General features: G+C 29.5%; 23 protein-coding genes. 4 read left to right on the forward strand and 19 right to left on the reverse strand.

Annotated features, from left to right (window positions below; all coding sequences use genetic code 11):
• Positions 1-24 precede the first annotated feature (24 nt).
• The 3 genes from EQF90_RS05080 to EQF90_RS05090 are packed head-to-tail and all read right to left on the reverse strand — an operon-like array spanning position 25 to position 1,700.
• On the reverse strand, positions 25-387 hold the full coding sequence (locus EQF90_RS05080) for a plasmid mobilization protein (protein ID WP_134711019.1): 363 nt from the start codon (positions 385-387) through the stop codon (positions 25-27).
• Positions 380-1,504, reverse strand: a complete 1,125-nt coding sequence (locus EQF90_RS05085) for a site-specific integrase (protein ID WP_134711021.1) — start codon at positions 1,502-1,504, stop codon at positions 380-382. Before EQF90_RS05085 ends, EQF90_RS05080 begins: the two co-directional genes overlap by 8 nt.
• 1 nt (position 1,505) lies before the next feature.
• Positions 1,506-1,700 carry a hypothetical protein gene (locus tag EQF90_RS05090; protein WP_004835545.1) on the reverse strand — a complete coding sequence of 65 codons (195 nt, stop codon included), beginning with the start codon at positions 1,698-1,700 and terminating at the stop codon, positions 1,506-1,508.
• Positions 1,701-1,962: 262 nt separating this feature from the next.
• On the opposite strand from EQF90_RS05090, the gene EQF90_RS05095 reads away from it, so the two are divergent.
• A complete protein-coding gene (locus tag EQF90_RS05095; protein WP_134711022.1) occupies positions 1,963-2,394 on the forward strand; it encodes a helix-turn-helix domain-containing protein in 432 nt (143 codons plus the stop codon).
• 8 nt (positions 2,395-2,402) lie between these two features.
• A complete protein-coding gene (locus EQF90_RS05100) occupies positions 2,403-2,690 on the forward strand; it encodes a hypothetical protein (protein ID WP_134711024.1) in 288 nt (95 codons plus the stop codon).
• A 170-nt stretch (positions 2,691-2,860) separates the two neighbouring features.
• Here the strand turns inward: EQF90_RS05100 and guaA are convergent, their stop codons facing one another.
• From guaA to EQF90_RS05145, 9 genes are all read right to left on the reverse strand, one after another.
• The gene (gene guaA / locus EQF90_RS05105; RefSeq protein WP_134711026.1) at positions 2,861-4,396 is read right to left on the reverse strand and encodes a glutamine-hydrolyzing GMP synthase; all 1,536 of its coding nucleotides are present in this window, start codon (positions 4,394-4,396) and stop codon (positions 2,861-2,863) included.
• Positions 4,397-4,506: 110 nt separating this feature from the next.
• Positions 4,507-5,505: a type I glyceraldehyde-3-phosphate dehydrogenase gene (gene gap / locus EQF90_RS05110; protein ID WP_134711030.1), complete on the reverse strand. Its 999-nt coding sequence runs from the start codon at positions 5,503-5,505 to the stop codon at positions 4,507-4,509.
• Between the two features lie 31 nt (positions 5,506-5,536).
• A complete protein-coding gene (gene eno / locus EQF90_RS05115; RefSeq protein WP_134711032.1) occupies positions 5,537-6,820 on the reverse strand; it encodes a phosphopyruvate hydratase in 1,284 nt (427 codons plus the stop codon).
• Positions 6,821-6,929: 109 nt separating this feature from the next.
• Entirely contained in the window at positions 6,930-7,676 is a 747-nt protein-coding gene (gene tpiA, locus EQF90_RS05120) for a triose-phosphate isomerase (RefSeq protein WP_134711034.1), read from the reverse strand.
• Between the two features lie 12 nt (positions 7,677-7,688).
• The gene (locus tag EQF90_RS05125) at positions 7,689-8,876 is read right to left on the reverse strand and encodes a phosphoglycerate kinase (protein WP_134711036.1); all 1,188 of its coding nucleotides are present in this window, start codon (positions 8,874-8,876) and stop codon (positions 7,689-7,691) included.
• Positions 8,877-9,093: 217 nt separating this feature from the next.
• Positions 9,094-10,032 carry a thioredoxin-disulfide reductase gene (gene trxB, locus EQF90_RS05130; RefSeq protein WP_134711038.1) on the reverse strand — a complete coding sequence of 313 codons (939 nt, stop codon included), beginning with the start codon at positions 10,030-10,032 and terminating at the stop codon, positions 9,094-9,096.
• 13 nt (positions 10,033-10,045) lie between these two features.
• Positions 10,046-10,510 carry a tRNA (cytidine(34)-2'-O)-methyltransferase gene (locus EQF90_RS05135; protein ID WP_134711040.1) on the reverse strand — a complete coding sequence of 155 codons (465 nt, stop codon included), beginning with the start codon at positions 10,508-10,510 and terminating at the stop codon, positions 10,046-10,048.
• Between the two features lie 27 nt (positions 10,511-10,537).
• Positions 10,538-10,810: a metal-sensitive transcriptional regulator gene (locus tag EQF90_RS05140; protein ID WP_134711041.1), complete on the reverse strand. Its 273-nt coding sequence runs from the start codon at positions 10,808-10,810 to the stop codon at positions 10,538-10,540.
• On the reverse strand, positions 10,810-13,356 hold the full coding sequence (locus EQF90_RS05145) for a heavy metal translocating P-type ATPase (protein WP_134711043.1): 2,547 nt from the start codon (positions 13,354-13,356) through the stop codon (positions 10,810-10,812). The genes EQF90_RS05140 and EQF90_RS05145 overlap by 1 nt, the downstream gene beginning before the upstream one ends.
• A gap of 232 nt (positions 13,357-13,588) precedes the next feature.
• On the opposite strand from EQF90_RS05145, the gene EQF90_RS05150 reads away from it, so the two are divergent.
• Positions 13,589-15,454: an NAD(+) synthase gene (locus EQF90_RS05150; protein ID WP_134711045.1), complete on the forward strand. Its 1,866-nt coding sequence runs from the start codon at positions 13,589-13,591 to the stop codon at positions 15,452-15,454.
• Positions 15,455-15,536: 82 nt separating this feature from the next.
• Here the strand turns inward: EQF90_RS05150 and EQF90_RS05155 are convergent, their stop codons facing one another.
• Positions 15,537-15,794, reverse strand: a complete 258-nt coding sequence (locus EQF90_RS05155) for an HPr family phosphocarrier protein (protein ID WP_134711047.1) — start codon at positions 15,792-15,794, stop codon at positions 15,537-15,539.
• A gap of 131 nt (positions 15,795-15,925) precedes the next feature.
• Entirely contained in the window at positions 15,926-16,156 is a 231-nt protein-coding gene (locus EQF90_RS05160) for a pro-sigmaK processing inhibitor BofA family protein (RefSeq protein ID WP_134711049.1), read from the reverse strand.
• Between the two features lie 117 nt (positions 16,157-16,273).
• Between EQF90_RS05160 and EQF90_RS05165 the strand changes: the two genes are divergently transcribed.
• On the forward strand, positions 16,274-17,953 hold the full coding sequence (locus EQF90_RS05165) for a hypothetical protein (protein WP_209021412.1): 1,680 nt from the start codon (positions 16,274-16,276) through the stop codon (positions 17,951-17,953).
• Between the two features lie 39 nt (positions 17,954-17,992).
• On the opposite strand, the gene atpC is transcribed toward EQF90_RS05165, so the two are convergent.
• The 5 genes from atpC to EQF90_RS05190 are packed head-to-tail and all read right to left on the reverse strand — an operon-like array spanning position 17,993 to position 22,917.
• Entirely contained in the window at positions 17,993-18,406 is a 414-nt protein-coding gene (atpC, locus tag EQF90_RS05170) for an ATP synthase F1 subunit epsilon (protein ID WP_134711051.1), read from the reverse strand.
• Positions 18,406-19,812 carry a F0F1 ATP synthase subunit beta gene (gene atpD / locus EQF90_RS05175; protein WP_134711053.1) on the reverse strand — a complete coding sequence of 469 codons (1,407 nt, stop codon included), beginning with the start codon at positions 19,810-19,812 and terminating at the stop codon, positions 18,406-18,408. The genes atpC and atpD overlap by 1 nt, the downstream gene beginning before the upstream one ends.
• Complete coding sequence (atpG, locus tag EQF90_RS05180; protein ID WP_134711055.1) at positions 19,809-20,717, reverse strand: ATP synthase F1 subunit gamma; 909 nt, start codon at positions 20,715-20,717, stop codon at positions 19,809-19,811. Before atpG ends, atpD begins: the two co-directional genes overlap by 4 nt.
• Before the next feature lie 6 nt (positions 20,718-20,723).
• Positions 20,724-22,448: a F0F1 ATP synthase subunit alpha gene (gene atpA, locus EQF90_RS05185; protein WP_209021413.1), complete on the reverse strand. Its 1,725-nt coding sequence runs from the start codon at positions 22,446-22,448 to the stop codon at positions 20,724-20,726.
• Positions 22,441-22,917: an ATP synthase F0 subunit B gene (locus tag EQF90_RS05190; RefSeq protein ID WP_134711057.1), complete on the reverse strand. Its 477-nt coding sequence runs from the start codon at positions 22,915-22,917 to the stop codon at positions 22,441-22,443. The genes atpA and EQF90_RS05190 overlap by 8 nt, the downstream gene beginning before the upstream one ends.
• Positions 22,918-22,926: the final 9 nt, after the last annotated feature.

Consider the following 22,926-nt stretch of genomic DNA (forward strand, 5'->3'; position numbering starts at 1 on the left):
CACTTCTCACAGGAGTGTATGCCTTTACTCTTTGTAGTAGGGGCTTTTTTCTTTTTTGATTTCTTCATATATTTCTAAAATATAGATCAAAATATCAGCTTCATCGTCATCTAGTTTTCCAAACTTTTTAATAACTTTTGCTAGTTGAAATATTTCCTTGGCTATATTATCAGAAAGTCTGTAATCACTTACTAACTTAACTTCGTGATTTAATAGCATTTGAATAAAATAATCTTGTTTTTTAAGTCCGCTTATTGCAATTTTTTTGTTTATTAGATCATATTCTTCTTCAGATACTCTAAAATTTAAAATTCGATTTCTTTTTCTATTTTTCTCTTTATTTCTAGTTTTTTGTGAAATTTCATCTAATGAATGTCTTCTAAACATCTTGATCGTCCTCTTCTAATAAATCTTTCCAATCATTTGCCTTGTTATTTCTTACTTGTGTTAAAGACAGAGCCATTTCTTTTTGCTTACTAGGGAAAAGATGAGCATACCTATAGGTGATGTCTATCGATTCATGTCCAACCCTATCAGCTATTGCCGTTGCAGAAAATCCTAGTTCAATTAAGAGCGAAACATGAGAATGTCTTAAATCATGTATTCTAATTCTCTTTACCTGAGATTTCTTAGATCCCCTATCCATTTCATGGTGTAGGTAGCTCTTAGAGAAATTGAATATTAAATCTTTTGCTTTTAACTTATAAAAACTATCTATATACTCTTTAATCTCATCCGTTAAAAATTCAGGCATAACTATTGTCCTTATGCTCTTTTTAGTCTTAGGAGCAGTTATTACGTTTTTCCCATCGATCCTTTGTAAAGATTCGTCAATTTTTAATGTATGTCTTTCAAAATCAAATTTCTCTTTTGTTAAGGCTAATAATTCTCCCATTCTAAGACCACACCAATATAAAAGTTCAAAAGCATAGAATGATTCAGGTTTATCTTTTATAGCTTCTATAAATCTTTCGTATTCATCTTGAGTCCAAAAGAGCATTTCATCAGCTTCTTTTTCTCCCATAGAACCAACATCACGAGCAACATTAGTTTTTAAATTGTAGTACCTACAAGCATGATTTAAAATGCTAGATAACTGGGCATGAATAGTTCTCAAATAAGTAGGAGAGTAGTTTTTTCCCTTCTTATCCTTAATCTTCATAAGCTCATTTTGCCATTGAATGATGGTTACATTATTAATCTCATTAAGCATTAAATCACCAATGTACGGAAGTATTTTTTGATTTACAATTGCTTCTTTTGTTCTCCAAGTATTTTCTCTTATTCTTGGTTTTCTATCTCTCTTGTAAAGTTCAAAAAACTCCCTAAAGCTCATCTCAATTGATTCAGAATGTTGATTTAAAAATTCTTGCTCCCATTTTAATGCTTCTTTTTTCGTTGAAAACCCACGTTTTTTCTTAGTTAATTTTTCTCCTTTCCAGTTGGTGTAATTAAATTTACAAAACCAAGTCTTGTTTCCACTTTCATCTCTAAATGCTGGCACTCTAAACCTCCTTTGTATTTGTTGGTTTATAGCAATACTTTTCCATAAAGTATTCTCTATTTACCTTTCCTCTTTGCACACGATAGCCTAATTTAAGTAGATCTTGATTCATATCGTTTATTATCTGATATGCTGTTGTCCTACTTACATCAAGAAATTCTTGTACATCTTTTGCATTCATAAAAATACCTTTCATAATGTCCTCCTTTTATAGTTTGTAAGGTTCTACATCCACAAAAAGGGCGAGCATTAATTTATATGTCTTACAATTTCCGTTCAATATCGAACGGTATGTATATATAATAACAGTTCATATTTGTTCTGTCAAGTTTTTTCTATTTATTTTTTTCTAAAATATTCAGATGTTTGCAGATATTTGTAACAGAACAGTTTTGTTGAGCTTTTGTTTGTTTTATGATAAAATATTTATAGCTATTGTGAAATAAGGAGGAGTTAGTTTGATTTCTGGAGAAAAATTAAAAAAGTTAAGACTTATGCGAAACTTAACTCAAAAAGAACTTGCCATTAAGTCTGGTTTGACAGATGCTGCTATAAGAAATTACGAGCTTGGAAATAGATCTCCAAGTAAAGAACAGTTACAAAAAATATCTGAAGCACTTGATTGTGATATATCAGCATTAATTAATCATGAACCTAATTCTATTTTTGAAATAATGCATATAATTTTTGATTATGAAAAAGACATGAAGTTTAGACCCTTAGCAGACGATGGAGAAATTACTGGACTCTTATCAAATGATGTAGACTTCAATAATTTTCTTATAGAGTGGAATGAAATGAGAAAAAAGCATTACAATGATGAGATAACAGATGAAAAATTTGAAGATTGGAAGTTATCTTATCCTAAAAAATCAAGATTTTTAAAGTAGAGGTAATTGTGTTAAAAACTAGTGGATTATTATTTACACTCAATTCTGATGGATCAGCCGAGATTGGATACGAGGATTATGATGTAGAATTTTTTAATGGAGCAGACTATGAAGTTATGTATTATTTAGACAAAAATAATTTTAAATTATTGCTTGATGCTCTCGGCATATCTAAAAAAGATAATATTGAAAAATATTTAATTGATGAGTTTGATAAAAACTTCGACTCCAATAAATTTGAAGATTTCTGTAACGAAAAACATATAGAATTTAAAAGGAATATTCATATTGGATAAAAATAAAGACCGCAGTCTAAAAACTACGGTCTAATTTTTTGTCCAAATGTAAACCACTTGGAACTATTATTCAATTTATTCTTTTTTACAAATGTTCCCATTTTAATCCCAGTTACAGTTTTTAATCTTCTGTAACCATTGATTTTACAAAGTTTTTTGTTTTTTTGCTACTATTCCCACTCAATAGTTGCAGGTGGTTTGCCTGTGCAATCGTACAGTACTCTGTTTACGTGGTTTACTTCGTTTACTATTCTATTTGTAACTTTGATTAGAACTTCCCATGGGATGATTGCAGTATCTGCTGTCATAAAGTCTGTGGTGTTTACTGCTCTTAGGGCTACTGCGTAGTCGTAGGTACGTTCGTCGCCCATTACACCAACACTCTTCATATTTGTAAGAGCTGCGAAATATTGACCTAGTTTTTTGTCTACGCCTGCTTTTCTTAATTCTTCACGGTAAATGTAATCTGCTTCTTGAAGGATTTTTACTTTCTCTTCAGTAACTTCGCCTAAAATACGTACCCCAAGTCCCGGTCCTGGAAATGGCTGTCTGTTTACTAGTTCTTCCGGCAAGCCTAATTCACGACCAACAGCACGCACTTCGTCTTTGAATAAATCTCTTAAAGGCTCTATTAATTCTTTGAATTCTATATTGTCTGGTAATCCACCTACATTATGGTGTGATTTTATTGTTTGAGCATTTTTTGTACCACTTTCAATTACATCGGCGTAGATTGTTCCTTGTGCAAGGTAGTCAACTGCACCAAGTTTTTTTGCTTCTTCCTCAAAAATACGGATGAATTCTTCTCCGATAATTTTTCTCTTCTTTTCAGGATCTGTTACCCCTTTTAATTTATTATAATATCTTTGCTGAGCATTTATACGAATGAAGTTTAAATCAAATCCATTTGTAAAAATTTGTTCAACCTGATCTCCTTCGTCTTTTCTCAATAAACCATGATCAACGAAAATACATGTTAATTGATGTCCTATTGCCTTGCTTAACATTGCTGCTACAACTGATGAATCAACACCTCCACTTAAAGCTAATAGAACTTTTTTATCTCCAATTCTATTTTTTAATTCTTTGATCGCAACTTTTGAAAACTCATCCATCTTCCAGTTACCTGAACAATAACAAATCTCAAATAGAAAATTTTTAATAATTTTAAATCCTTCTTCAGAATGTAATACTTCTGGATGAAATTGAACTCCGTAGAATGACTTTTCTTCATTATGTAACGCAGCAGCTTTGCAATCCTTTGTAAAGCCAATTATTTCAAATCCGGGTGCTAAATGTTCAACTCTATCTGTATGGCTCATCCAAACTGTAGATGTTTCTTTTACATCTTTTAATATTTTTGAATCCTTTGAGGTATTTAAGATTGCTTCTCCATACTCTCTTTCTGCACGAATTACTTCGCCTCCCAATGAATGCATCATTAATTGACAACCATAGCAAATTCCTAAAATCGGCACTCCTAATTCAAATATTTTTTTATTTAATTGTGGCGAACCTTCTTCATATACAGAATTTGGTCCCCCTGTAAAAATTATTCCTTTAGGATTAAATTGTCTAATTTCTTCAATTGTCATCTCAAAATCATGAACCTCACAATATACATTTGCTTCACGTACACGACGAGCTATTAATTGTTTGTACTGGCCACCAAAATCTAAAATTAATATTTTTTCTTGTACTTCCATCAATCCTCCATAAATTAAATAATCAATATAATAATACTATACTGATTGGTATATGTAAAATAAAAAGAGTTAGAAAATCTAACCCTTTTTACAATTTTTATTAATTTATACTATTTTAAGCTTGTCATATATTCTAATGTTCTAATCATGTTTCCTGTGAAACCATATTCATTATCATACCATGCAACTGTTTTAACTAATTGTTCACCATTTTCACCAACCATTAAGTTTGTTTGTGATGCATCAAAGATTGATCCTGCTGGAACTCCAATTATGTCTGATGATACGATTTCATCTGTATTGTATAAGAATGAATCGTTAGCATATTTTTTCATTGCTGCGTTTACTTCTTCTACTGTAACTTCTTTCTTTAATACTGAATATAATTCAACAACTGAACCTGTGATTACAGGAACTCTTAATGCTGTACCGTCAATTCTTCCGTTTACTGAAGGTATTACTTTACCTACTGCTTTAGCAGCACCTGTTGTAGCAGGAATGATATTTTGAGCAGCTGCTCTTGATTTTCTTCCACCTGGTGCATCTTGTGTACCTTGTGTTGCTGTGTAAGCATGAATTGTTGACATTAATGCTCTATCAACACCAAATTCTTTGTCTAATGCATTCACCATTGGTGCTAAACAGTTTGTTGTACATGAAGCTGCTGATACGATTAAATCATCTGCTTCTAAAATTTCGTGGTTTACACCAAATACAACTGTTTTCAAGTCACCCTTTGCTGGAGCTGAGATTAATACTCTCTTTGCACCTGCATTTAAGTGAGCTTGTGATTTTTCTTTTGATACATAGAAACCTGTACATTCTAATACGATGTCAATCCCTAATTCTGCCCATGGCAAATTATTAGCATCTTTTTCTGCATATGATTTGATTGCTTTTCCGTCTACTACTAAATCATCATTTTGTACTTCTACTGAGTATGGGAATCTTCCTTGAGCTGTATCATATTTTAATAAATATGCTAAATCATCGTTATTTGTTAAATCGTTAATTGCAACTACTTCTAAGTTTGTATCACTTTCTAAAATTCTTCTTAATGCTAATCTACCTATACGTCCAAAACCATTAATTGCTACTTTCATTGTCATAATATAAATCTCCTTATTTTACAAAAATTTTTTATTTTAAGTTAAAGAATGAATCTATGCCTTTAAATTCTGCTGTATCAAATAATTCGTCTTCTATTCTTAATAATTGATTGTATTTAGCAACTCTATCTGTTCTTGATGGAGCACCTGTCTTAATTTGACCTGTATTTAATGCTACAGCTAAGTCGGCAATTGTTGTATCTTCTGTTTCACCTGATCTATGTGACATAACAGCTGTATATCCTGCTCTATTTGCCATTTGTACAGCATCTAAAGTTTCTGTTAATGTACCGATTTGGTTAACTTTAACTAAGATTGAGTTTGCTACTCCATTTTCAATACCTTTTGATAATCTCTTTGTATTTGTTACAAATAAATCATCACCAACTAATTGAATTTTCTTTCCTAATCTTTCTGTTAATAGTTTCCAACCTTCCCAGTCTTCTTCATCTAAACCGTCTTCGATTGAAATGATTGGGTATTTGTTTACTAATTCTTCATACCATGCAACCATTTCTTCTCTTGTTTTTACAACACCTTCACCTTTTAGGTTGTATTTTCCGTCTTCATACATTTCTGATGAAGCAACGTCTAAAGCGATTCTTACTTGTTCGCCTGGTTTATAACCAGCTAATTCAATAGCTTCAACAATTGTTGATAATGCTTCTTCATTTGAAGCTAAGTTTGGAGCAAATCCACCTTCATCACCAACTGCTGTGTTGTAACCTTTGTCATGTAATACTTTTCTTAAGTTGTGGAAGATTTCTGCACCCATCTTTAATGCTTCTGAGAATGATTCTGCACCAACTGGCATAACCATAAATTCTTGAATATCAACGTTATTATCTGCGTGTTCTCCACCATTCAAGATGTTCATCATTGGAACTGGTAATTGTTTTGCGTTAAATCCACCAACGTAGTTATATAGAGGTACTCCTAATTCATCTGCAGCAGCTCTAGCAACAGCCATAGATACACCTAATATTGCATTAGCTCCCAATCTACCCTTATTGTCTGTTCCGTCTAATTCGATCATTAATCTATCAATTCCTACTTGATCAAATACATCTAAACCAATAACTTCTTCTGCAATTTCTGTATTAACATTTTCTACTGCTGTTAAAACACTTTTACCCATGTAGTTATCTTTTTCGCCATCTCTTAATTCAACTGCTTCAAAAGCACCTGTTGATGCTCCTGATGGAACTAAAGCTCTACCAAAACCACCTTGGTCTGTGAAAACTTCTACTTCAACTGTTGGATTTCCTCTTGAATCCAAAACTTGTCTTGCATATACATCTGTAATGTAACCCATGTTACCTCCCATTTAATATTAATTAAATTTATTATAAATTATTAAAATTTATTACCTATTTATTTTATCACTTTAAAATGATATTGTCACATTTTTAGTTAAATTTTTATTAAAAATTTACTAATTGTGAAAAACTTTCAGCTTCTAAGCTCGCACCACCAACTAATGCACCGTCAATATTTTCTTTTGACATGATTTCTTTTACATTCGAAGGTTTTACAGAACCACCATATTGAATTCTAACCTTTTGTGAAGCTTCATCTCCGAATAAAGCTTTTACTAAAGATCTAATGTAAGCACACATCTCTTCAGCATCATCAGCTGATGCGGTTTTACCTGTACCAATTGCCCAAATAGGTTCATAAGCGATAACCACATTATCAAAGTCTTCTACTGATAATCCTTTTAAATCTGCTTCTAACTGAACTTTAACTTTATCTTTAGCTTTTCCACTTTCTCTTTCTTCTAATGTTTCACCACAACACAAAATTGGTAATAAACCATTTTCTAACATTGATTTAACTTTTTTATTAATTAATTCATCAGATTCTCCAAAGTATTCTCTTCTTTCTGAGTGTCCTAAAATTACATATTTCACCCCTAAGTCTTTTAAAAATACTGGTGATACTTCACCTGTAAATGCTCCTGATGTTTCAAAGTGTGCATTTTGTGCACCAACTTCAATGTTTGTGTCTTCTAATAATTCTTTAGCTAATGCTAAATTTATAAATGGAGGACAAACTACTGCTTCCACTTCTTTATTTAAATCAAATCTTTTGATTTCTTCCAGTAAAATTTTTGCTTCAGAATATGATTTATTCATTTTCCAGTTACCAGCAATAATTGGCTTTCTCATCATTTCTCCTTATTATTTATCTTCTACAGCATCAATACCAGGTAATACTTTACCTTCTAATAATTCTAAACTTGCACCACCACCTGTTGATACATGTGTAATTTTATCTTTGTATCCAGCTCTTTCAACCGCCAATGCTGAATCACCTCCACCAACAATTGTTATAGCATCCGAATCAGCCAATGCTTTAGCTATAGCATTTGTACCACTTGCGAATTGTGGAAACTCAAATACACCCATTGGTCCATTCCATACTACTGTCTTTGCACCTTCTAAAGCTTTTACAAATAATTCAATTGTTTTCGGTCCAATATCTAATGATTCTAAATCAGGATCAATTTCATCTGCAATTATAGCTTTTGCATCTTTTCCAAATGAATCTGATACAACAAAATCAACTGGTAATAAAATTTCAACTCCATTTTCTTTTGCTCTATTTAATAAATCTTTTGCTAATTCTAATTTATCTTCTTCTAATAATGACTTACCAATTTCTATTCCTTGTGTTTTTAAGAATGTATACGCCATTCCTCCACCGATTATTATTTTATCAACTTTTGTTAATAAGTTTTCGATAACACCAATTTTATCTGAAACTTTTGCTCCACCTAAAATTGCTACAAATGGTTTTTCTGGCGTTGTAACAGCTTTACCCATGATTTCTACTTCTTTTTGAACCAAAAATCCTAAGGCTGATGGTAATAACGAGGAAACACCAACGTTTGAAGCGTGTGCTCTATGTGAAGTACCAAATGCGTCATTTACATACAAATCTGCTAATGAAGCCAATTCTTTAGCAAATCCTTCATCATTTTTTGTTTCTTCTTTTCTATATCTTGTATTTTGTAATAAAGCAACTTCACCTTCTTTCAATTCTGATACTGCTGCTTTAACACTGTGATCAACAACTACATCTGAATCTAAGAATTTAACATCTTTATGTAATAATTCTCCTAATCTTTTTGCAACTGGTGCTAAAGAAAACTCAGGTTTTGGTTCACCTTTAGGTCTTCCTAAATGGCTCATTAAAATTACTTTAGCATCATTTTCTAATAAATATTCTATAGTTGGTAATGCAGCAACGATTCTTGAATCATCAGTAATTTGTGTTGTATCTTCTTTTGAAAAAGGTACGTTAAAATCTACTCTAACTAAAACTTTTTTACCTTTTACATCTAAATCTTTTAATGTTTTTTTCATTTGTCCTCCTTGATATTTTTGGATGTTTTTGAGATTTTTTTATCATATCTCTACATAATAAGTATACAGCATGTGAAAAATTTCATCAAGATAAATAATTAAAATTTTAATTTACTTAATATTAAGTTGTTCCTAGCCTTGAGTATGTCTAAATAAATGCATTTATAATAAAGTATAAAAAATTGCTGAAAGAAAAATTCTACCAGCAATTTTTATCTTATTCCATTGATTCAATATATTTTTCAGCTGCTATTGCTGCTACAGCTCCATCAGCTGCAGCGGTTACAACTTGCCTTACAGTTTTAACTCTTACATCTCCAGCTGCAAATATTCCTGGTATACTAGTTTTTGTGTCTTCTCCAGCTTTTACATAGCCTCTTTCAAGCTCAACTACACCATCTAATAAAGCTGTATTTGGTAAATATCCTGCAAAAATAAATAGCCCTATATCCGGATCCCCCTCATTAGCTGTAACTATTCTTTCTTCTCCGGTTTGATTGTTTTTAATTTTAATTGATTTTACAAATTTATCCCCAATTATTTCAACTACTTCTTCATGATGTCTTATTTCAATTTTATCATTTGCAAAGGCTTTTTGCTGAATTGAATTTGCTGCTTTCAATTCACCACTTCTATTTAATACAACTACTCTTTTACCAAATTTTGTAAGGAAAATCGCTTCTTCTATAGCCGCATCTCCACCACCAACTACATAAATATCTGAACCTTGATAGAATGCACCATCACATGTTGCACAATATGCAACTCCCTTACCTACATATTCTTTTTCGCCTGGAACATTTAATTTACGAGGATTTGCTCCTGTTGCATAAATTAATGCCTTTGCTTCATATGTCTTTGTGCTTGATTTTAATATTTTTTTATCTCCATCTAATGAAATTTCCTTAATTTCATCTGAAATTTTCTCAGCCCCAAAACTTTTTGCTTGTTCTAACATTTTATCCGTTAATTCTGGACCAGATGTTTTTACTACACCTGGATAATTATCAACATCAAGTGTCAAAGAAATTTGTCCACCTGTTTGACCTTTTTCGATAATTGCTGTTTTTAAACCTGCTCTTGATGCATATAGACCAGCTGTTAAACCTGCAGGTCCGGCACCTAAAATTATTACATCATATTTAATATTTTCCATTTTTTGCTCCTTTTTAATTCATATGTTCAAAACCTAATTGTCTAAACGCTTCATATAAAATAATATTAGCAGAATTACATAAATTTAGTGACCTGTCACTATCTTCTCTCATCGGTATTTTTATACCATTTTCTACTAAAGCATTATGAATGTATTCATATACACCTTTTGATTCACTTCCAAACATAATGTAGTCCCCATCTTTATACTCTACATCTGTATGAAATTTAGTTGCATGTGTAGTTGCTAAAAATACTCTTGCGTCTTTTTTATATTCCATAAAATCTTCAAAACTATCATGTAAAACTATATCCACATGTTCCCAATAATCAAGACCTGCTCTTCTCATCATTTTATCATTAAGCATAAAGCCAAGCGGTCTAATTAAGTGTAGTCTAGTATTTGTTAGATAGCAAGTCCTACCAATATTTGCAGTATTACCTGCTATTTCCGGTTCAAATAAAACTATATTTAACATATTCCCTCTTTTTAAAAACTTTAATCACTATTTTGAAAGTTTCATTATTATTTTTTCAATTTCATCAATTTTTTCGTTCACATCAATTTTTTTACCCTTTTCAAGTGATTGTGATACACAATTTTTTAAATGTGCCGATAAAATTTCTTTATTTGTTGAGTTTAACGCTGCCACAACTGCTAAAATTTGAGTTGATACATCTAAGCAATATTTATCTGCTTCAACCATTTTTATTATACCATCTATTTGACCTCTAGCTCTTTTTAGACGATTTAATATATTTTTATGATTAGCTTTCATTATTCTACACTCACAACTTCATAACCTGCATCTTCAACAGCTGTAATTAATGTATCATCTGAAATGCTTTTGTCCACTTTAACTATAGCATATTTATCTTCTAGTGAAATATCAACACTTTTCGCATATCGTCCCAATGCTTTTTCTACAGCTTTTTTACAATGCCCACAAAACATTCCTTCAATATTTAATCTTCTTTCTTCCATTTTATACTCCTTATCGTTTTTATAATTTGTATACAAACTAATTTTACCATAATTTACATCAATTAATAAATCATCATCTATATTATTTGTGTTCTTTACAAAATTAATGTTTCTTAATCTCAAAGAATTTGTAACTACAAAAAGTGATGACAAACTCATTGTAAATGCAGCTATCATAGGATTTAATTTAATTCCAAAAATCGGATAAAATATTCCCATTGCTAGCGGAATAGAAATCACATTATATATAAAAGCCCAAAATAAATTTCCTTTTATTATTTTCAAAGTTCTACTACTCAAATTTATTGCACCAACAATATCTAGTAAATCTGATTTAGTTAAGATTAAATCAGCAGAATCTATTGCAATATCTGTACCGGAAGCAATAGCTATACCAACATCTGCTCTCATTAACGCAGGAGCATCATTTATCCCATCTCCGACCATTACAACCTTTCCTTCTTTAGAATATTCTAAAACAACTTTATCTTTATCTTGTGGTAACAAATCTGATTTAACATGATTAATTCCTACTTTATTTGCCATTTCGTCTGCTACTAATTTATTATCTCCTGTTAATATTACTGTGTTTATACCTATTTTTTTAATTTCATTAATGGCTTCAATTGAAGTATTTTTAATAACGTCAGCTATTGCAAATATTGCTAAAATGTTATCATCATTAAATAAATATACTACTGTTTTTCCTTTTTTAGAAAGCATTTCAAATATTTTCTCTATTTCTTCATTATCCGCACTAAATTTATTAAGTAATAATTTTTTATTTCCAATATAATATATCTTTCCATTTATTTCTCCTTTTATACCATTACCAATAATCGAAGAAAAATTTAAGACGTCAAATCTGTCAGCATTTAAATTTCTAAATGATTTTGAAAGAGGATGTTCTGAATTATATTCTAAAGAATAAGCTATATTCAAAACTTCTTCTCTTTGATATCCTTCAGATATATAAATATCTGTAATTTGTGGATTTCCTTGTGTAATCGTACCTGTTTTATCAAAAATTATAGTTTTAGCCTTACTTAAATTTTCCAAAGCTTCAGAATTTTTTACAAGTATGCCATTTTCTGCTGCTTTACCATTTGCAACCATCATTGCAACTGGAGTTGCCAATCCTAAAGCACATGGACATGAAATAACCAAAACTCCTATGGCAATTGATAATGCAAAAGTAAAACTATATCCTAAAATCAACCATGTTACAAAAGATAAAAATGAAATTATTATAACTATAGGTACAAATATACCTGAAATTTTATCTGCTAATTTTGATATAGGTGCTTTTGTAGCTGAAGCCTCTTCCATCAGATTAATTATTTTAGAAATTGTTGTTTGCTCTCCTACATTTTTAGCTCTCATTATAAATGTACCTGTTAAATTTACAGATCCGGAAATTACTTCTAATCCTACCGATGCTTGAACGGGAATAGATTCACCTGTAATAGCTGATTTATCAACACTTGATATCCCATCTGTTATAATCCCATCTATAGCAATTCTCTCACCCGGAAAAATTTTAATTAAATCTCCTACTTTAACATCATCCAAAAGAGTTTCAACTATTTTATCATTTTTAATCACATTTACTGTATCAGGTTGTAACTCAATCAGTTTATTAATAGCATCTGTAGTTTTAGCCTTTGATCTTACCTCTAAAAACTTTCCAAAAGTTATCAACGTTAATATCATAGTTGCAGCTTCATAGTACAAATCATGATGATATAACATAACTAAATTTTCATTTTTTTGACCTAATCCATAAAAAATCATAAATGATGCAAATATTCCATATATTACAGCTGAAAATGAGCCAATCGAAACTAACGAATCCATATTTGGATGTAACTTGATTAAAGACTTAAAACCATTTTCAAAATATATCCTATTTACATAAATAATTGGTAAAGCAATTATCAATTGCAAAAACGCAAATAAACCCGCACCTTCATATCCTTTTAAAAAATTTGGATATGGTAATAATAACATTTCTCCCATTGCAATATACATTAAAATCAACATTAAGGGAATTGAAATAATAAGTCTATTTTTGATTAAATTTATTTCCTTATCAAATTTATCTTTAGGGTTTACACTATTTTCTTTTTTGTTAAAATCATTTCTTGAATATGCTTTATATCCAGCATTTTCAATTGATTCTATAATTTTTTTATCAGATATATCAGTATTAGAAATTTCTAGTGTATTAGTTAATAAACTTACATTAGCATCTTCAATTCCTAATTTTTTAACAGCTTTTTCAACTGTTAGTTGGCATGAAGCACATGTCATACCTTCAATATCAAATTTTCTTTTCATCTTTTTAATACCCCCTACCCGTATATATTATATCCAATTAAAATGAATTATTCAATAATTAAATAAAAAAGGTACTGTTGCAAAAAGTCATTTTCTCTTAAAATTATTTCATTAAAATCATACATGACAAAACTTCAAATTTTTCTATAATAAAATATTTTATAAATTAATTTATATTTTATATCAACATATTTTTAATGTATAATTTATAATGAAATGAATTGGAGGGATTATGTATAAAAATTTTATTAAAGTAGCAAGTGCTAATATAAGCACAAAATTGCTAAATGTAGAAGAAAATAAAGAAAGTATATTAAAATATATGGATTACGCCTCAAATAATAATGTAGAAATTTTATTATTTCCAGAATTGACTCTGACAGGCGTAAGTGCTGGAGAATTAATTGCAACAAATGAAATTACAGACAGATGTAAAAAGGCTTTATATGAAATTATTGATAATTCAAAAGATTCTGAGATACTTATAATATTTGGTATGCCTGTAAAAGTTAATAATAAATTTTATAATGCAATGTTTTTTGTACAAAATGGTGAAATTATAAATATAACAAGCAAAAAAAATCTATCTTACGAAGAAAAAAAATATTTTAATGTTGTTAGAGATAATTTATTTTTTGCTGTTAATTATGGTAATGATTCTTTTTACTTAAGAATGTTTAATACTGATAAAATAAATTCTTACGAAGGAAATATAAATTTTAATTTACAATTGATTTTTGAAAATGAATTGATTAATAATAATTATACAGTTTCAGAAAATACTAATTTATTACTCGTTCCCGGAAGTATTAAATCAACTGTAAATCAAATAAATAATATTAAAGATATATTAAAATTTGTAACCAAATCAAATAAAGTGGGTTTAGTTTATGCAGGTGCTTCAAATTATGAATCTTCTGGTGATGGAGTATATGCTTCACAAAAATTCATACTTGAAAATGGGAAAACTATTTCGAAAGGTAAATTATTTACAAATGGTTTAATTATTTCAGAAGTTAATACTTATGAATGTAAAAATAGAAATATTGAACTACACATCGAAGAAAATTATTCTCCATATGAATATAAATTGTCAAATAAGACATTTAATCTAACTAGAAAACTAGATAAATATCCATATTTCCCGGGTAATGAGAACTTTGAAAAATCTATGAGAAACATATTGGAAATACAATCAGAAGCATTAGCTAGAAGATTAAGACAAATACCTGAAAAAAAAATATTTTTAGGTATTTCAGGTGGTCTTGATTCGACATTAGCACTTATAGTATCTTCTCTTGCCTATTACAAATTAAAACTGAATAGCAAAGATATTCACACTATAACATTACCAGGACTTGGAACTTCAGATAGGACAAAAAATAATGCAATTAATTTATCTAAAGCTTATGCAACTACATTTAAAGAAATAAGCATAGTAGATTCTGTTAAGCAACATTTTAAGGATATCGAGCACGATGAAAATGATACATCTATAGCATATGAAAATGCTCAAGCACGTGAAAGAACTCAAGTTTTGATGGATTTGGCAAATAAGCATGGTGGTATAGTATTAGGTACAGGTAATATGTCAGAAATTGCATTAGGCTGGGCAACATTTAACGGAGATCATATGTCTATGTACAATGTTAATAGTGGTTTACCAAAAACATTGTTAAAACAAGTAGTTAAATATGTAGCAAATAGCACTGAAAATACATTACTTAAAAATACATTATTAGATATAATCAAAACTCCTATATCTCCGGAACTTTTACCTACAAGTGAAGAAGGAACAATATCTCAAAAAACAGAGGATAATATCGGACCATATGAACTCCATGACTTTTTTGTATATCACCTAGTAAGAAATAAATCTAAATTTGATGATATTTTATTTATGGCAAAAAACGCATTTTCAGATATTTATTCAGAAATTACTATTGAAAAATGGTTTAAAAAATTTAAATGGAGATTTATAACTCAACAATTTAAGAAAAACATTGCGGTTGACGGTCCACAAATACTTGATTATTCCTTAAATCCAAAAAATGGATTTATGATACCATCCGATTTAGATCCAAATTCATTTAACTAGTATACAAATAAAACATACTAAACAAAAAATAAAGAGCTGTTGTAAAATAACTAAAAACATTATTTTGCAACGGCCCTTTTTATTATAATTTATTTTCAATTAAATTAACCAATGATTTTACAGCTTTTTCTTCATCTTCTCCATTTGCTCTAATTATAATTTCTTCTCCTTTACCAGCGCTCATACTTAATACACTCATAATTGACTTTCCATTATAAACTTTTTCATTTTTTATGACATCAATATTTGATGAAAATTTAATAGCTTCTTGGATAAATAAAGATGCTGGTCTTGCATGTAAACCTATTTCATTTTTAATTTTCACAGCTGACTCATACATATTTATGCCTCCTAACTTCACATTCTAACTAGTAGATATTATACCATAAACAAATATAAAAAGCTACACTTTTTTTGAAAAGGTTTACAATATTATAATTAAATTATCTAATTTTTAAAAATATTTAATATTTATTTAATTAATAGTAATAAAATAACCCCCGGAATACCCAATACTCCAACAATAAATGCATTTAATGTTGTAATTTCAATATTTGCTCCAAGAGCATTTGCTATCGTCAATATAACAACTCCGATAACACTATTAACTATAAATTTTAGTATTAACTTAAACGATGCCTTAAATAGCTTTAATATTAAAAATAATACTATAATACCTATTATAGCAACTGAAATTTCCATAATTTCCTCCTTTAATTTTATAATAATATAATACATTATTTACCTTAAATATAAAAATTTTATTGATTTAATTTAACTCATAGTATATCATACAATTAATACATATTAGGAGGTATTATGGAAAATTTTAAGAATGCTTTCAAAAAAGAATTCGAAAAGAATAATCAAGAAAATTTTGGAAATATTTTCAATAATATAGATTTAAAAATGAAAAATAAATTTAGAAAGGGGCAAAAAATATCCGCAATAATTATTTCCTTAGTTTTTGCCTTAATCTATTTTTATATATTTTTACCACCAATAAATATAAGATCTATTGAAACGTGGATTTTTCTTATTTTAACATTTACTATATTTGTTGCAATAGGAGGAAAATCATTTAAATATTATAAATTGCTTAGACGTATTTTAGTCGGTGTAATATTATTAATGTTACTTTTAAAAATCCCTGGATTAAAAATATTTAGTTCTAAGTTATATGCAAACATTATAAAAATTGAAAATTCAACATTTGAAAAAGATATTACTCAATTACCAATAAATAAAATACCAACAATTGATAGAGATTCTTCTATTAAATTAGGTTCAAGAAAAATGGGAGAACTTTTAGACTTGGTTTCTCAATTTGATATTGATAATACTACCTATACTCAAATCAACTATAAAGATCAACCTATAAGAGTTACACCATTAAAATATAATGGGTTCATAAAATATATCTTCAATATGAGTCAAGGTTTACCAGGATATCTAAAAGTTGATATAGTTAACGGAAATACTGAACTTACAAAGCTTGACAAAAAAATTAAAATTTCAAAAGAAGATTATTTCTTCAGAAATGTTTGGAGATATGCTAGATTAAGATATCCTTCAGAGATTTTTGATAATATAAGCTTTGAAATAGATGAAAATGGTATTCCTTATTGGGTAATACCAACTTATGAACCTAAAATATTTATGTTTGATGGACTGGATGTAAACGGTGCAATATTAATAAATGCATCAACCGGCGAACATAAAAAATATGACTTAAATCATATACCTAAATGGTTAGACAGAATTTATGAAGCAGATAATATAATAGAACAACTTAATTGGAACGGATTATATCAAGGTGGATATATTAATTCACTATTTGCTCAAAAAAATGTGTTAAAAACGACTGAAGGTTATAACTATTTAGCTCTAAATGATGATGTATATCTTTATACCGGATATACTTCAGTTGCAGGAGATGAATCAAATGTCGGTTTTATATTATCAAATATGAGAACTAAAGAAACTAAGTTCTATCCAGTTTCATCCGCTAAAGAACAATCAGCAATGGAATCAGCTGAAGGTGCTGTACAAGAGAAGAAATATAAATCAACATTCCCATTATTACTTAATATAAAAAATAAGCCTACTTATTTCTTATCATTAAAAGATAATGCAGGGTTAATTAAACTTTATGCATTCATAGATGCACAAGATTATCAAAAAGTTTCTGTTGGAAACACAGTTGCACAAGCATTATCTAATCATTTAGGAAATATAAATACCGCTCAAAATAATGATAAAAAAGATGATAAAAAGAAAGAAGTTCTTAATTTAGAAGGCAAAATTACAGATATTAAACAAGTTGTTATAAAAGGAAATACTCATTATTACTTTACATTAGAAGGTAAAAATGAGATATATGTAAGTAATATAGCTTTATCTGAAAAATTACCTTTCCTAAAAGAAGGCAAAACGATTAAATTCCAATATGAAAAAGATAATATAAATAAAGTTATTATAATTGAACAAATCAAATAAAAAAGTTCTGATAATGTATGTACATTATCAGAACTTTTTTTATATTTTATTCTTTTTAGTTGTTGATTTAAGTTTATTAAACGCTCTTGATAGATTTGCTTCCGCCATATGAAATTCTTTACTACTATTTTTTTCTCTAATTTTACGTAAAGCTTCTGCTTCAGCCCTCTTTATTGCATTTATATCTATTTTATCAGGTTCTTCACATCTGTGAACTAAGACTAATACATTTCCTTCTTCAATTTTAATTAATCCTCTTGTAACTGCTGCTTTTATGTCTTTTCCACCAGCCGGTCTAAATGTCATAATACCAGGTTCAACTTCTGATATAGTATTTCTATGATTTGCCAAAATACCATATTGTCCATTTTCAATTGGAATCATTACATGTTCACATTCACCATCAAAATAAATATGATCAGAGGCATATATTTTCAAATTAAATGTATTCATTAATTTTCACCTTTAATCTTTTCAGCTTTTTCAATTACTTCTTCAATTGTGCCAACATTGAAAAATGCTGCTTCTGGATATTGATCCATTTCACCATCTAATATAGCCTTAAATCCTTTTATGGTATCTTCTAATTTTACATATTTGCCATCTAATCCTGTAAACTTCTTAGCAACATGTGTAGGTTGTGATAAGAATCTTTGAATTCTTCTAGCTCTATAAACAATAGCTCTATCTTCTTCACTAAGTTCATCCATACCTAAAATTGCAATAATATCCTGTAATTCATTATATTTTTGTAGTGCTTCTTGAACTCTTCTAGCAGTTTGATAATGTTCTTCCCCTACAATTTCCGGTTCCAAAATTCTTGATGTTGAATTTAATGGATCAACAGCAGGATATAAACCTTGTTCAGCAACTTTTCTAGACAAAACCGTTGTTGCATCCAAATGAGAAAATGTTGTCGCAGGGGCAGGATCTGTCAAATCATCAGCAGGAACATAAACAGCTTGAACAGATGTAACAGAACCTTTCTTTGTTGATGTAATTCTTTCCTGTAATTGTCCCATTTCTTCTGCTAATGTTGGTTGATACCCTACAGCTGATGGCATACGTCCAAGTAATGTAGAAACTTCTGAACCTGCTTGAACAAATCTAAAAATATTATCAATAAATAAAAGAACGTCTTTTCCTTCTTCATCTCTAAAATATTCAGCCATTGTTAAACCTGTGAGAGCAACTCTCATTCTAACACCTGGTGATTCATTCATTTGCCCGAATACCAGTGCTGTTTTATCAATAACTCCTGATTCGTTCATTTCTAACCATAAGTCGTTACCTTCTCTTGATCTTTCACCAACACCGGTAAATATTGAATATCCTCCGTGTTCTTGTGCCACATTATTGATTAACTCTTGTATTAAAACTGTTTTGCCAACTCCGGCACCACCAAATAACCCAATTTTACCACCTTTTGGGTAAGGCTCTAGTAAGTCGATAACTTTAATACCTGTTTCAAGAATCTCCACAGCAGGGCTTTGGTCTTCAAATTTAGGTGCATCTCTATGAATCAACCATTTTTTTACATTTGGATCTAATTCAGAACCTTTATCTATCGGAATACCTAAAACATTAAACATTCTTCCTAATGTAACATCTCCTACAGGTACTCTTATACCAAATCCATCCCTTTCAACTATCATATCCCTATTTAGCCCTTCACTACCTGATAGCATAATGCATCTAACAATACTACTTCCGATATGTTGAGCTACTTCCATAACTTTTAATTCATTCCCAACTTTTGTAGATAAGGCTTCTTTAATTCTTGGCAAATTCGCACTTTTTTCAAACTCAACGTCAACTACCGGTCCTGAAATTGCAATTATTTTTCCTTGTTCTTTCATACTTTCTTTGCCTTTCTTCTATTTTGTTTCATTACTTTCGCACCAGCACTTACCTCTGTTATTTCTTGTGTGATGGATGCTTGTCTTACTCTATTATATTCTAAAGATAAATCAGCTAGAATCTTATCAGCATTTTGATTTGCTGAATTCATAGCATTCATTCTAAAATCCAATTCACTACAATAACTATCTACTAAAGCACCGTAAATAAATCCGATAATATAATTTTCAGTAAGACTTTCTAGTAAACTTGATGTATCAGATGTAAACTCAAATTCATTTTTTACAACTTCTTCTTCTAATTTTTTTGAATCTTCGAAATAATCCCTATGAAATGGTAAAAGTCTGGTTAATCTAGCCTCAGCACCTGCTTTTCCATCAAAATCCGTATATACTATAAAGATTTTTTTTATTCTTCCAAAATTATATTCATCAAGTAATATTTTAGCAATTTGTCTTGCTTCTTCCATCGTTGGTGCTTGTGCACTATAATGAAAATCTTCTTCATAATCTAAACCATGTCTATTAAAATATTGTCTACCATATTCTCCAACTATAAAATATCTCGAGTCATTTTCATGAGAGATTTCTCGTGACTTATTTATAATATTATGATTATAAGCTCCTGCCAATCCCTTATCAGCCGTTATTACAAGAATACCGTATGTTCCATTTACAAATTGATTCATATTAGTTGGATATAAATACGGACTATCAATATCCTTTACGGTTCTAAAAATTCTTTTAATTTCTTTTCTTAGTGCATAAAAATATGGTCTAGTATCATCTAAAGATTTTTTTGCTTTTTTAATTTTTGTTGAAGAAATTAAATACATTGCATTTGTTATTTTTCTTGTATCAGTAATACTTTTTATTCTTGATTTTATTTCTTTTGCACTTGACATTTAATCCTACTTTCCCTGATTTAAATATTCTTTTGCAAGTGAAATTATCTCATCCTTTGTATAATCAAGTAATTGTCCTGTAGATTCAATTTCTAGATAAATATTTGGATTTTTCGTATTAATATAATTAATAATTTCATTCATTGTATTTTTAATATTTTTTTCTTCAACACCAATTAAAACTTGTGACAATGAAACTACTAAAGTAATTACTTGTTCTGATTGATTCAATGGACTATATTGATCTTGCTTTAGTAATTGCATCAAACCCTTACCAAATTTTAATTGTTTCTTTGTTGTTTCATCCAAATCACTTGAAAATTGTGTAAATATTTCCATTTCTCTATATTGAGCTAACTCTAATCTTAATGTAGATGCGGCTTTTTTTACAGCTTTTGTTTGTGCAGCTCCACCAACACGAGAAACTGATAAACCAACATTAACAGCCGGCCTTTGTCCTGCAAAAAATAAATCACTTTCCAAGAAAATTTGTCCATCTGTAATGGAAATAATATTTGTTGGAATATATGCTGATACATCACCTGCCTGCGTTTCAACAATTGGTAATGCAGTTATGGAGCCTCCACCATTTTCAGCTGACATTTGTGCTGATCTTTCTAATAATCTTGAATGTAGGTAAAATACATCACCCGGATAAGCTTCACGTCCCGGTGATCTACCTATTAATAAAGAAATTGTTCTATATGCAATAGCATGCTTTGATAAATCATCATATACTATAAGAACATCTTTACCTCTATCCATAAAATATTCTGCAATTGCTGTTCCCGAATAAGGAGCAATATATTGCATTGATGCTGGTTGACTTGCCGTCGCAGCAACTATAATTGTATAATCACTAGCCCCTTGTTTTGATAAATTCTCAGAAATTTGTGCAATTGAACTTGCCTTTTGTCCAATGGCAACATAAATACAGATTACATCCTTACCTTTTTGATTTACAATTGTATCTAAAGCAATAGCTGTCTTACCTGTTTGTCTGTCACCAATAATCAATTCTCTTTGTCCTCTACCGATTGGAAACATACTGTCTATAGCTAAAATACCTGTTTCCATAGGTCTTGAAACTGGTTTTCTTTCTAAAATTTCTGGTGCTGGTTTTTCAATTTGATAGTATTCTTCCGGTACTATATCTCCTAACCCATCAATTGGTGCTCCCAATGCATCTACAACTCTACCTAAAAGTTGTTCAGATACCCCTACACCAGCTGTTCTATTTGTTCTTCTTACTTCATCACCTTCTAAAATTTCCGAATCTTTTCCAAATATAACACATCCGATATATTCTTTTTGAATATCTTGTACAAGTCCTTTTTCTCCATTTTCAAAAACTACTATTTCTCCATATGTTACATGTTTTAATCCACTTATAATAGCAATGCCGTCTCCAACTTCTTCAACATAACCAACTTCTTTTGCAACAACTTTAGGACTCCATTCTTTAACACTTTGTCTTAAAAGTGGCATAAAATCATCAGTCTCAGTATTAACTTGTTCAATATTTTCTCTTAATTGCTCTACTTTACCAATTGTAGACCAGTCATATATATCCGATCCAACTTGTAATATTAAACCATCAACAATACTATCATCATATTTCCAGTCAAATTCGACATTGTTATATCTTTTATCAATAAATTTCTCTAACTTATTTAGTTGCTCTTTTGTAGGTTTTTCATTACTTCTTAATCTAACTACTAATTTACTCATCAATATCCTCTTCCGTATGATCCAAAAAATCATCATATACATTACCATTTAATAATGCTAATTTAGCTGCCGCTTCAACAACAACCTCTTTTAAGTCTTTTCTTGTATTTCTTATCAAGGTATCTCTTTCCAATTTAGCTTTAATTCTAGATTGTTCAATAATTTTTTCACCCTCCGCTTGAGCATTTTCAATTTTTAAGTTAGCTTGTATTTGAGATTCTCTAATTGCCTTATCTTTAATTTCTTTAGCTTCTTGTTGAATAATTGCCAATTTTTGAGTTCTTTCTTGTAATAAAGCTTTGGAATCCTCTAAATTTTTTAATTTCTCTATTTCTAAATTTTTATAATATGCTTCTCTATTTTCTATGAATTTATTTATAGGATTATAAAGTAATTCATTTAATAAAATTGCAAGTAATGCAAAATTGAAAACATGAAGTAAAATATCTTGCCAGTTTATGCCTAGCATGTTTCACCT

Source organism: Helcococcus ovis (assembly GCF_004524775.2).
GTDB lineage: Bacteria > Bacillota > Clostridia > Tissierellales > Peptoniphilaceae > Helcococcus > Helcococcus ovis.

What these genes read in the sequence shown, in the direction of transcription:
- EQF90_RS05080 (WP_134711019.1), bottom strand. Translation starts at nt 387, where the DNA reads ATGTTTAGAAGACATTCATTAGATGAAATTTCACAAAAAACTAGAAAT.
- EQF90_RS05090 (WP_004835545.1), bottom strand. Translation starts at nt 1,700, where the DNA reads ATGAAAGGTATTTTTATGAATGCAAAAGATGTACAAGAATTTCTTGAT.
- guaA (WP_134711026.1), bottom strand. Translation starts at nt 4,396, where the DNA reads ATGGAAGTACAAGAAAAAATATTAATTTTAGATTTTGGTGGCCAGTAC.
- gap (WP_134711030.1), bottom strand. Translation starts at nt 5,505, where the DNA reads ATGACAATGAAAGTAGCAATTAATGGTTTTGGACGTATAGGTAGATTA.
- eno (WP_134711032.1), bottom strand. Translation starts at nt 6,820, where the DNA reads ATGGGTTACATTACAGATGTATATGCAAGACAAGTTTTGGATTCAAGA.
- tpiA (WP_134711034.1), bottom strand. Translation starts at nt 7,676, where the DNA reads ATGAGAAAGCCAATTATTGCTGGTAACTGGAAAATGAATAAATCATAT.
- EQF90_RS05125 (WP_134711036.1), bottom strand. Translation starts at nt 8,876, where the DNA reads ATGAAAAAAACATTAAAAGATTTAGATGTAAAAGGTAAAAAAGTTTTA.
- trxB (WP_134711038.1), bottom strand. Translation starts at nt 10,032, where the DNA reads ATGGAAAATATTAAATATGATGTAATAATTTTAGGTGCCGGACCTGCA.
- EQF90_RS05135 (WP_134711040.1), bottom strand. Translation starts at nt 10,510, where the DNA reads ATGTTAAATATAGTTTTATTTGAACCGGAAATAGCAGGTAATACTGCA.
- EQF90_RS05140 (WP_134711041.1), bottom strand. Translation starts at nt 10,810, where the DNA reads ATGAAAGCTAATCATAAAAATATATTAAATCGTCTAAAAAGAGCTAGA.
- EQF90_RS05145 (WP_134711043.1), bottom strand. Translation starts at nt 13,356, where the DNA reads ATGAAAAGAAAATTTGATATTGAAGGTATGACATGTGCTTCATGCCAA.
- EQF90_RS05150 (WP_134711045.1), top strand. Translation starts at nt 13,589, where the DNA reads ATGTATAAAAATTTTATTAAAGTAGCAAGTGCTAATATAAGCACAAAA.
- EQF90_RS05155 (WP_134711047.1), bottom strand. Translation starts at nt 15,794, where the DNA reads ATGTATGAGTCAGCTGTGAAAATTAAAAATGAAATAGGTTTACATGCA.
- EQF90_RS05160 (WP_134711049.1), bottom strand. Translation starts at nt 16,156, where the DNA reads ATGGAAATTTCAGTTGCTATAATAGGTATTATAGTATTATTTTTAATA.
- EQF90_RS05165 (WP_209021412.1), top strand. Translation starts at nt 16,274, where the DNA reads ATGGAAAATTTTAAGAATGCTTTCAAAAAAGAATTCGAAAAGAATAAT.
- atpC (WP_134711051.1), bottom strand. Translation starts at nt 18,406, where the DNA reads ATGAATACATTTAATTTGAAAATATATGCCTCTGATCATATTTATTTT.
- atpD (WP_134711053.1), bottom strand. Translation starts at nt 19,812, where the DNA reads ATGAAAGAACAAGGAAAAATAATTGCAATTTCAGGACCGGTAGTTGAC.
- atpG (WP_134711055.1), bottom strand. Translation starts at nt 20,717, where the DNA reads ATGTCAAGTGCAAAAGAAATAAAATCAAGAATAAAAAGTATTACTGAT.
- atpA (WP_209021413.1), bottom strand. Translation starts at nt 22,448, where the DNA reads ATGAGTAAATTAGTAGTTAGATTAAGAAGTAATGAAAAACCTACAAAA.
- EQF90_RS05190 (WP_134711057.1), bottom strand. Translation starts at nt 22,917, where the DNA reads ATGCTAGGCATAAACTGGCAAGATATTTTACTTCATGTTTTCAATTTT.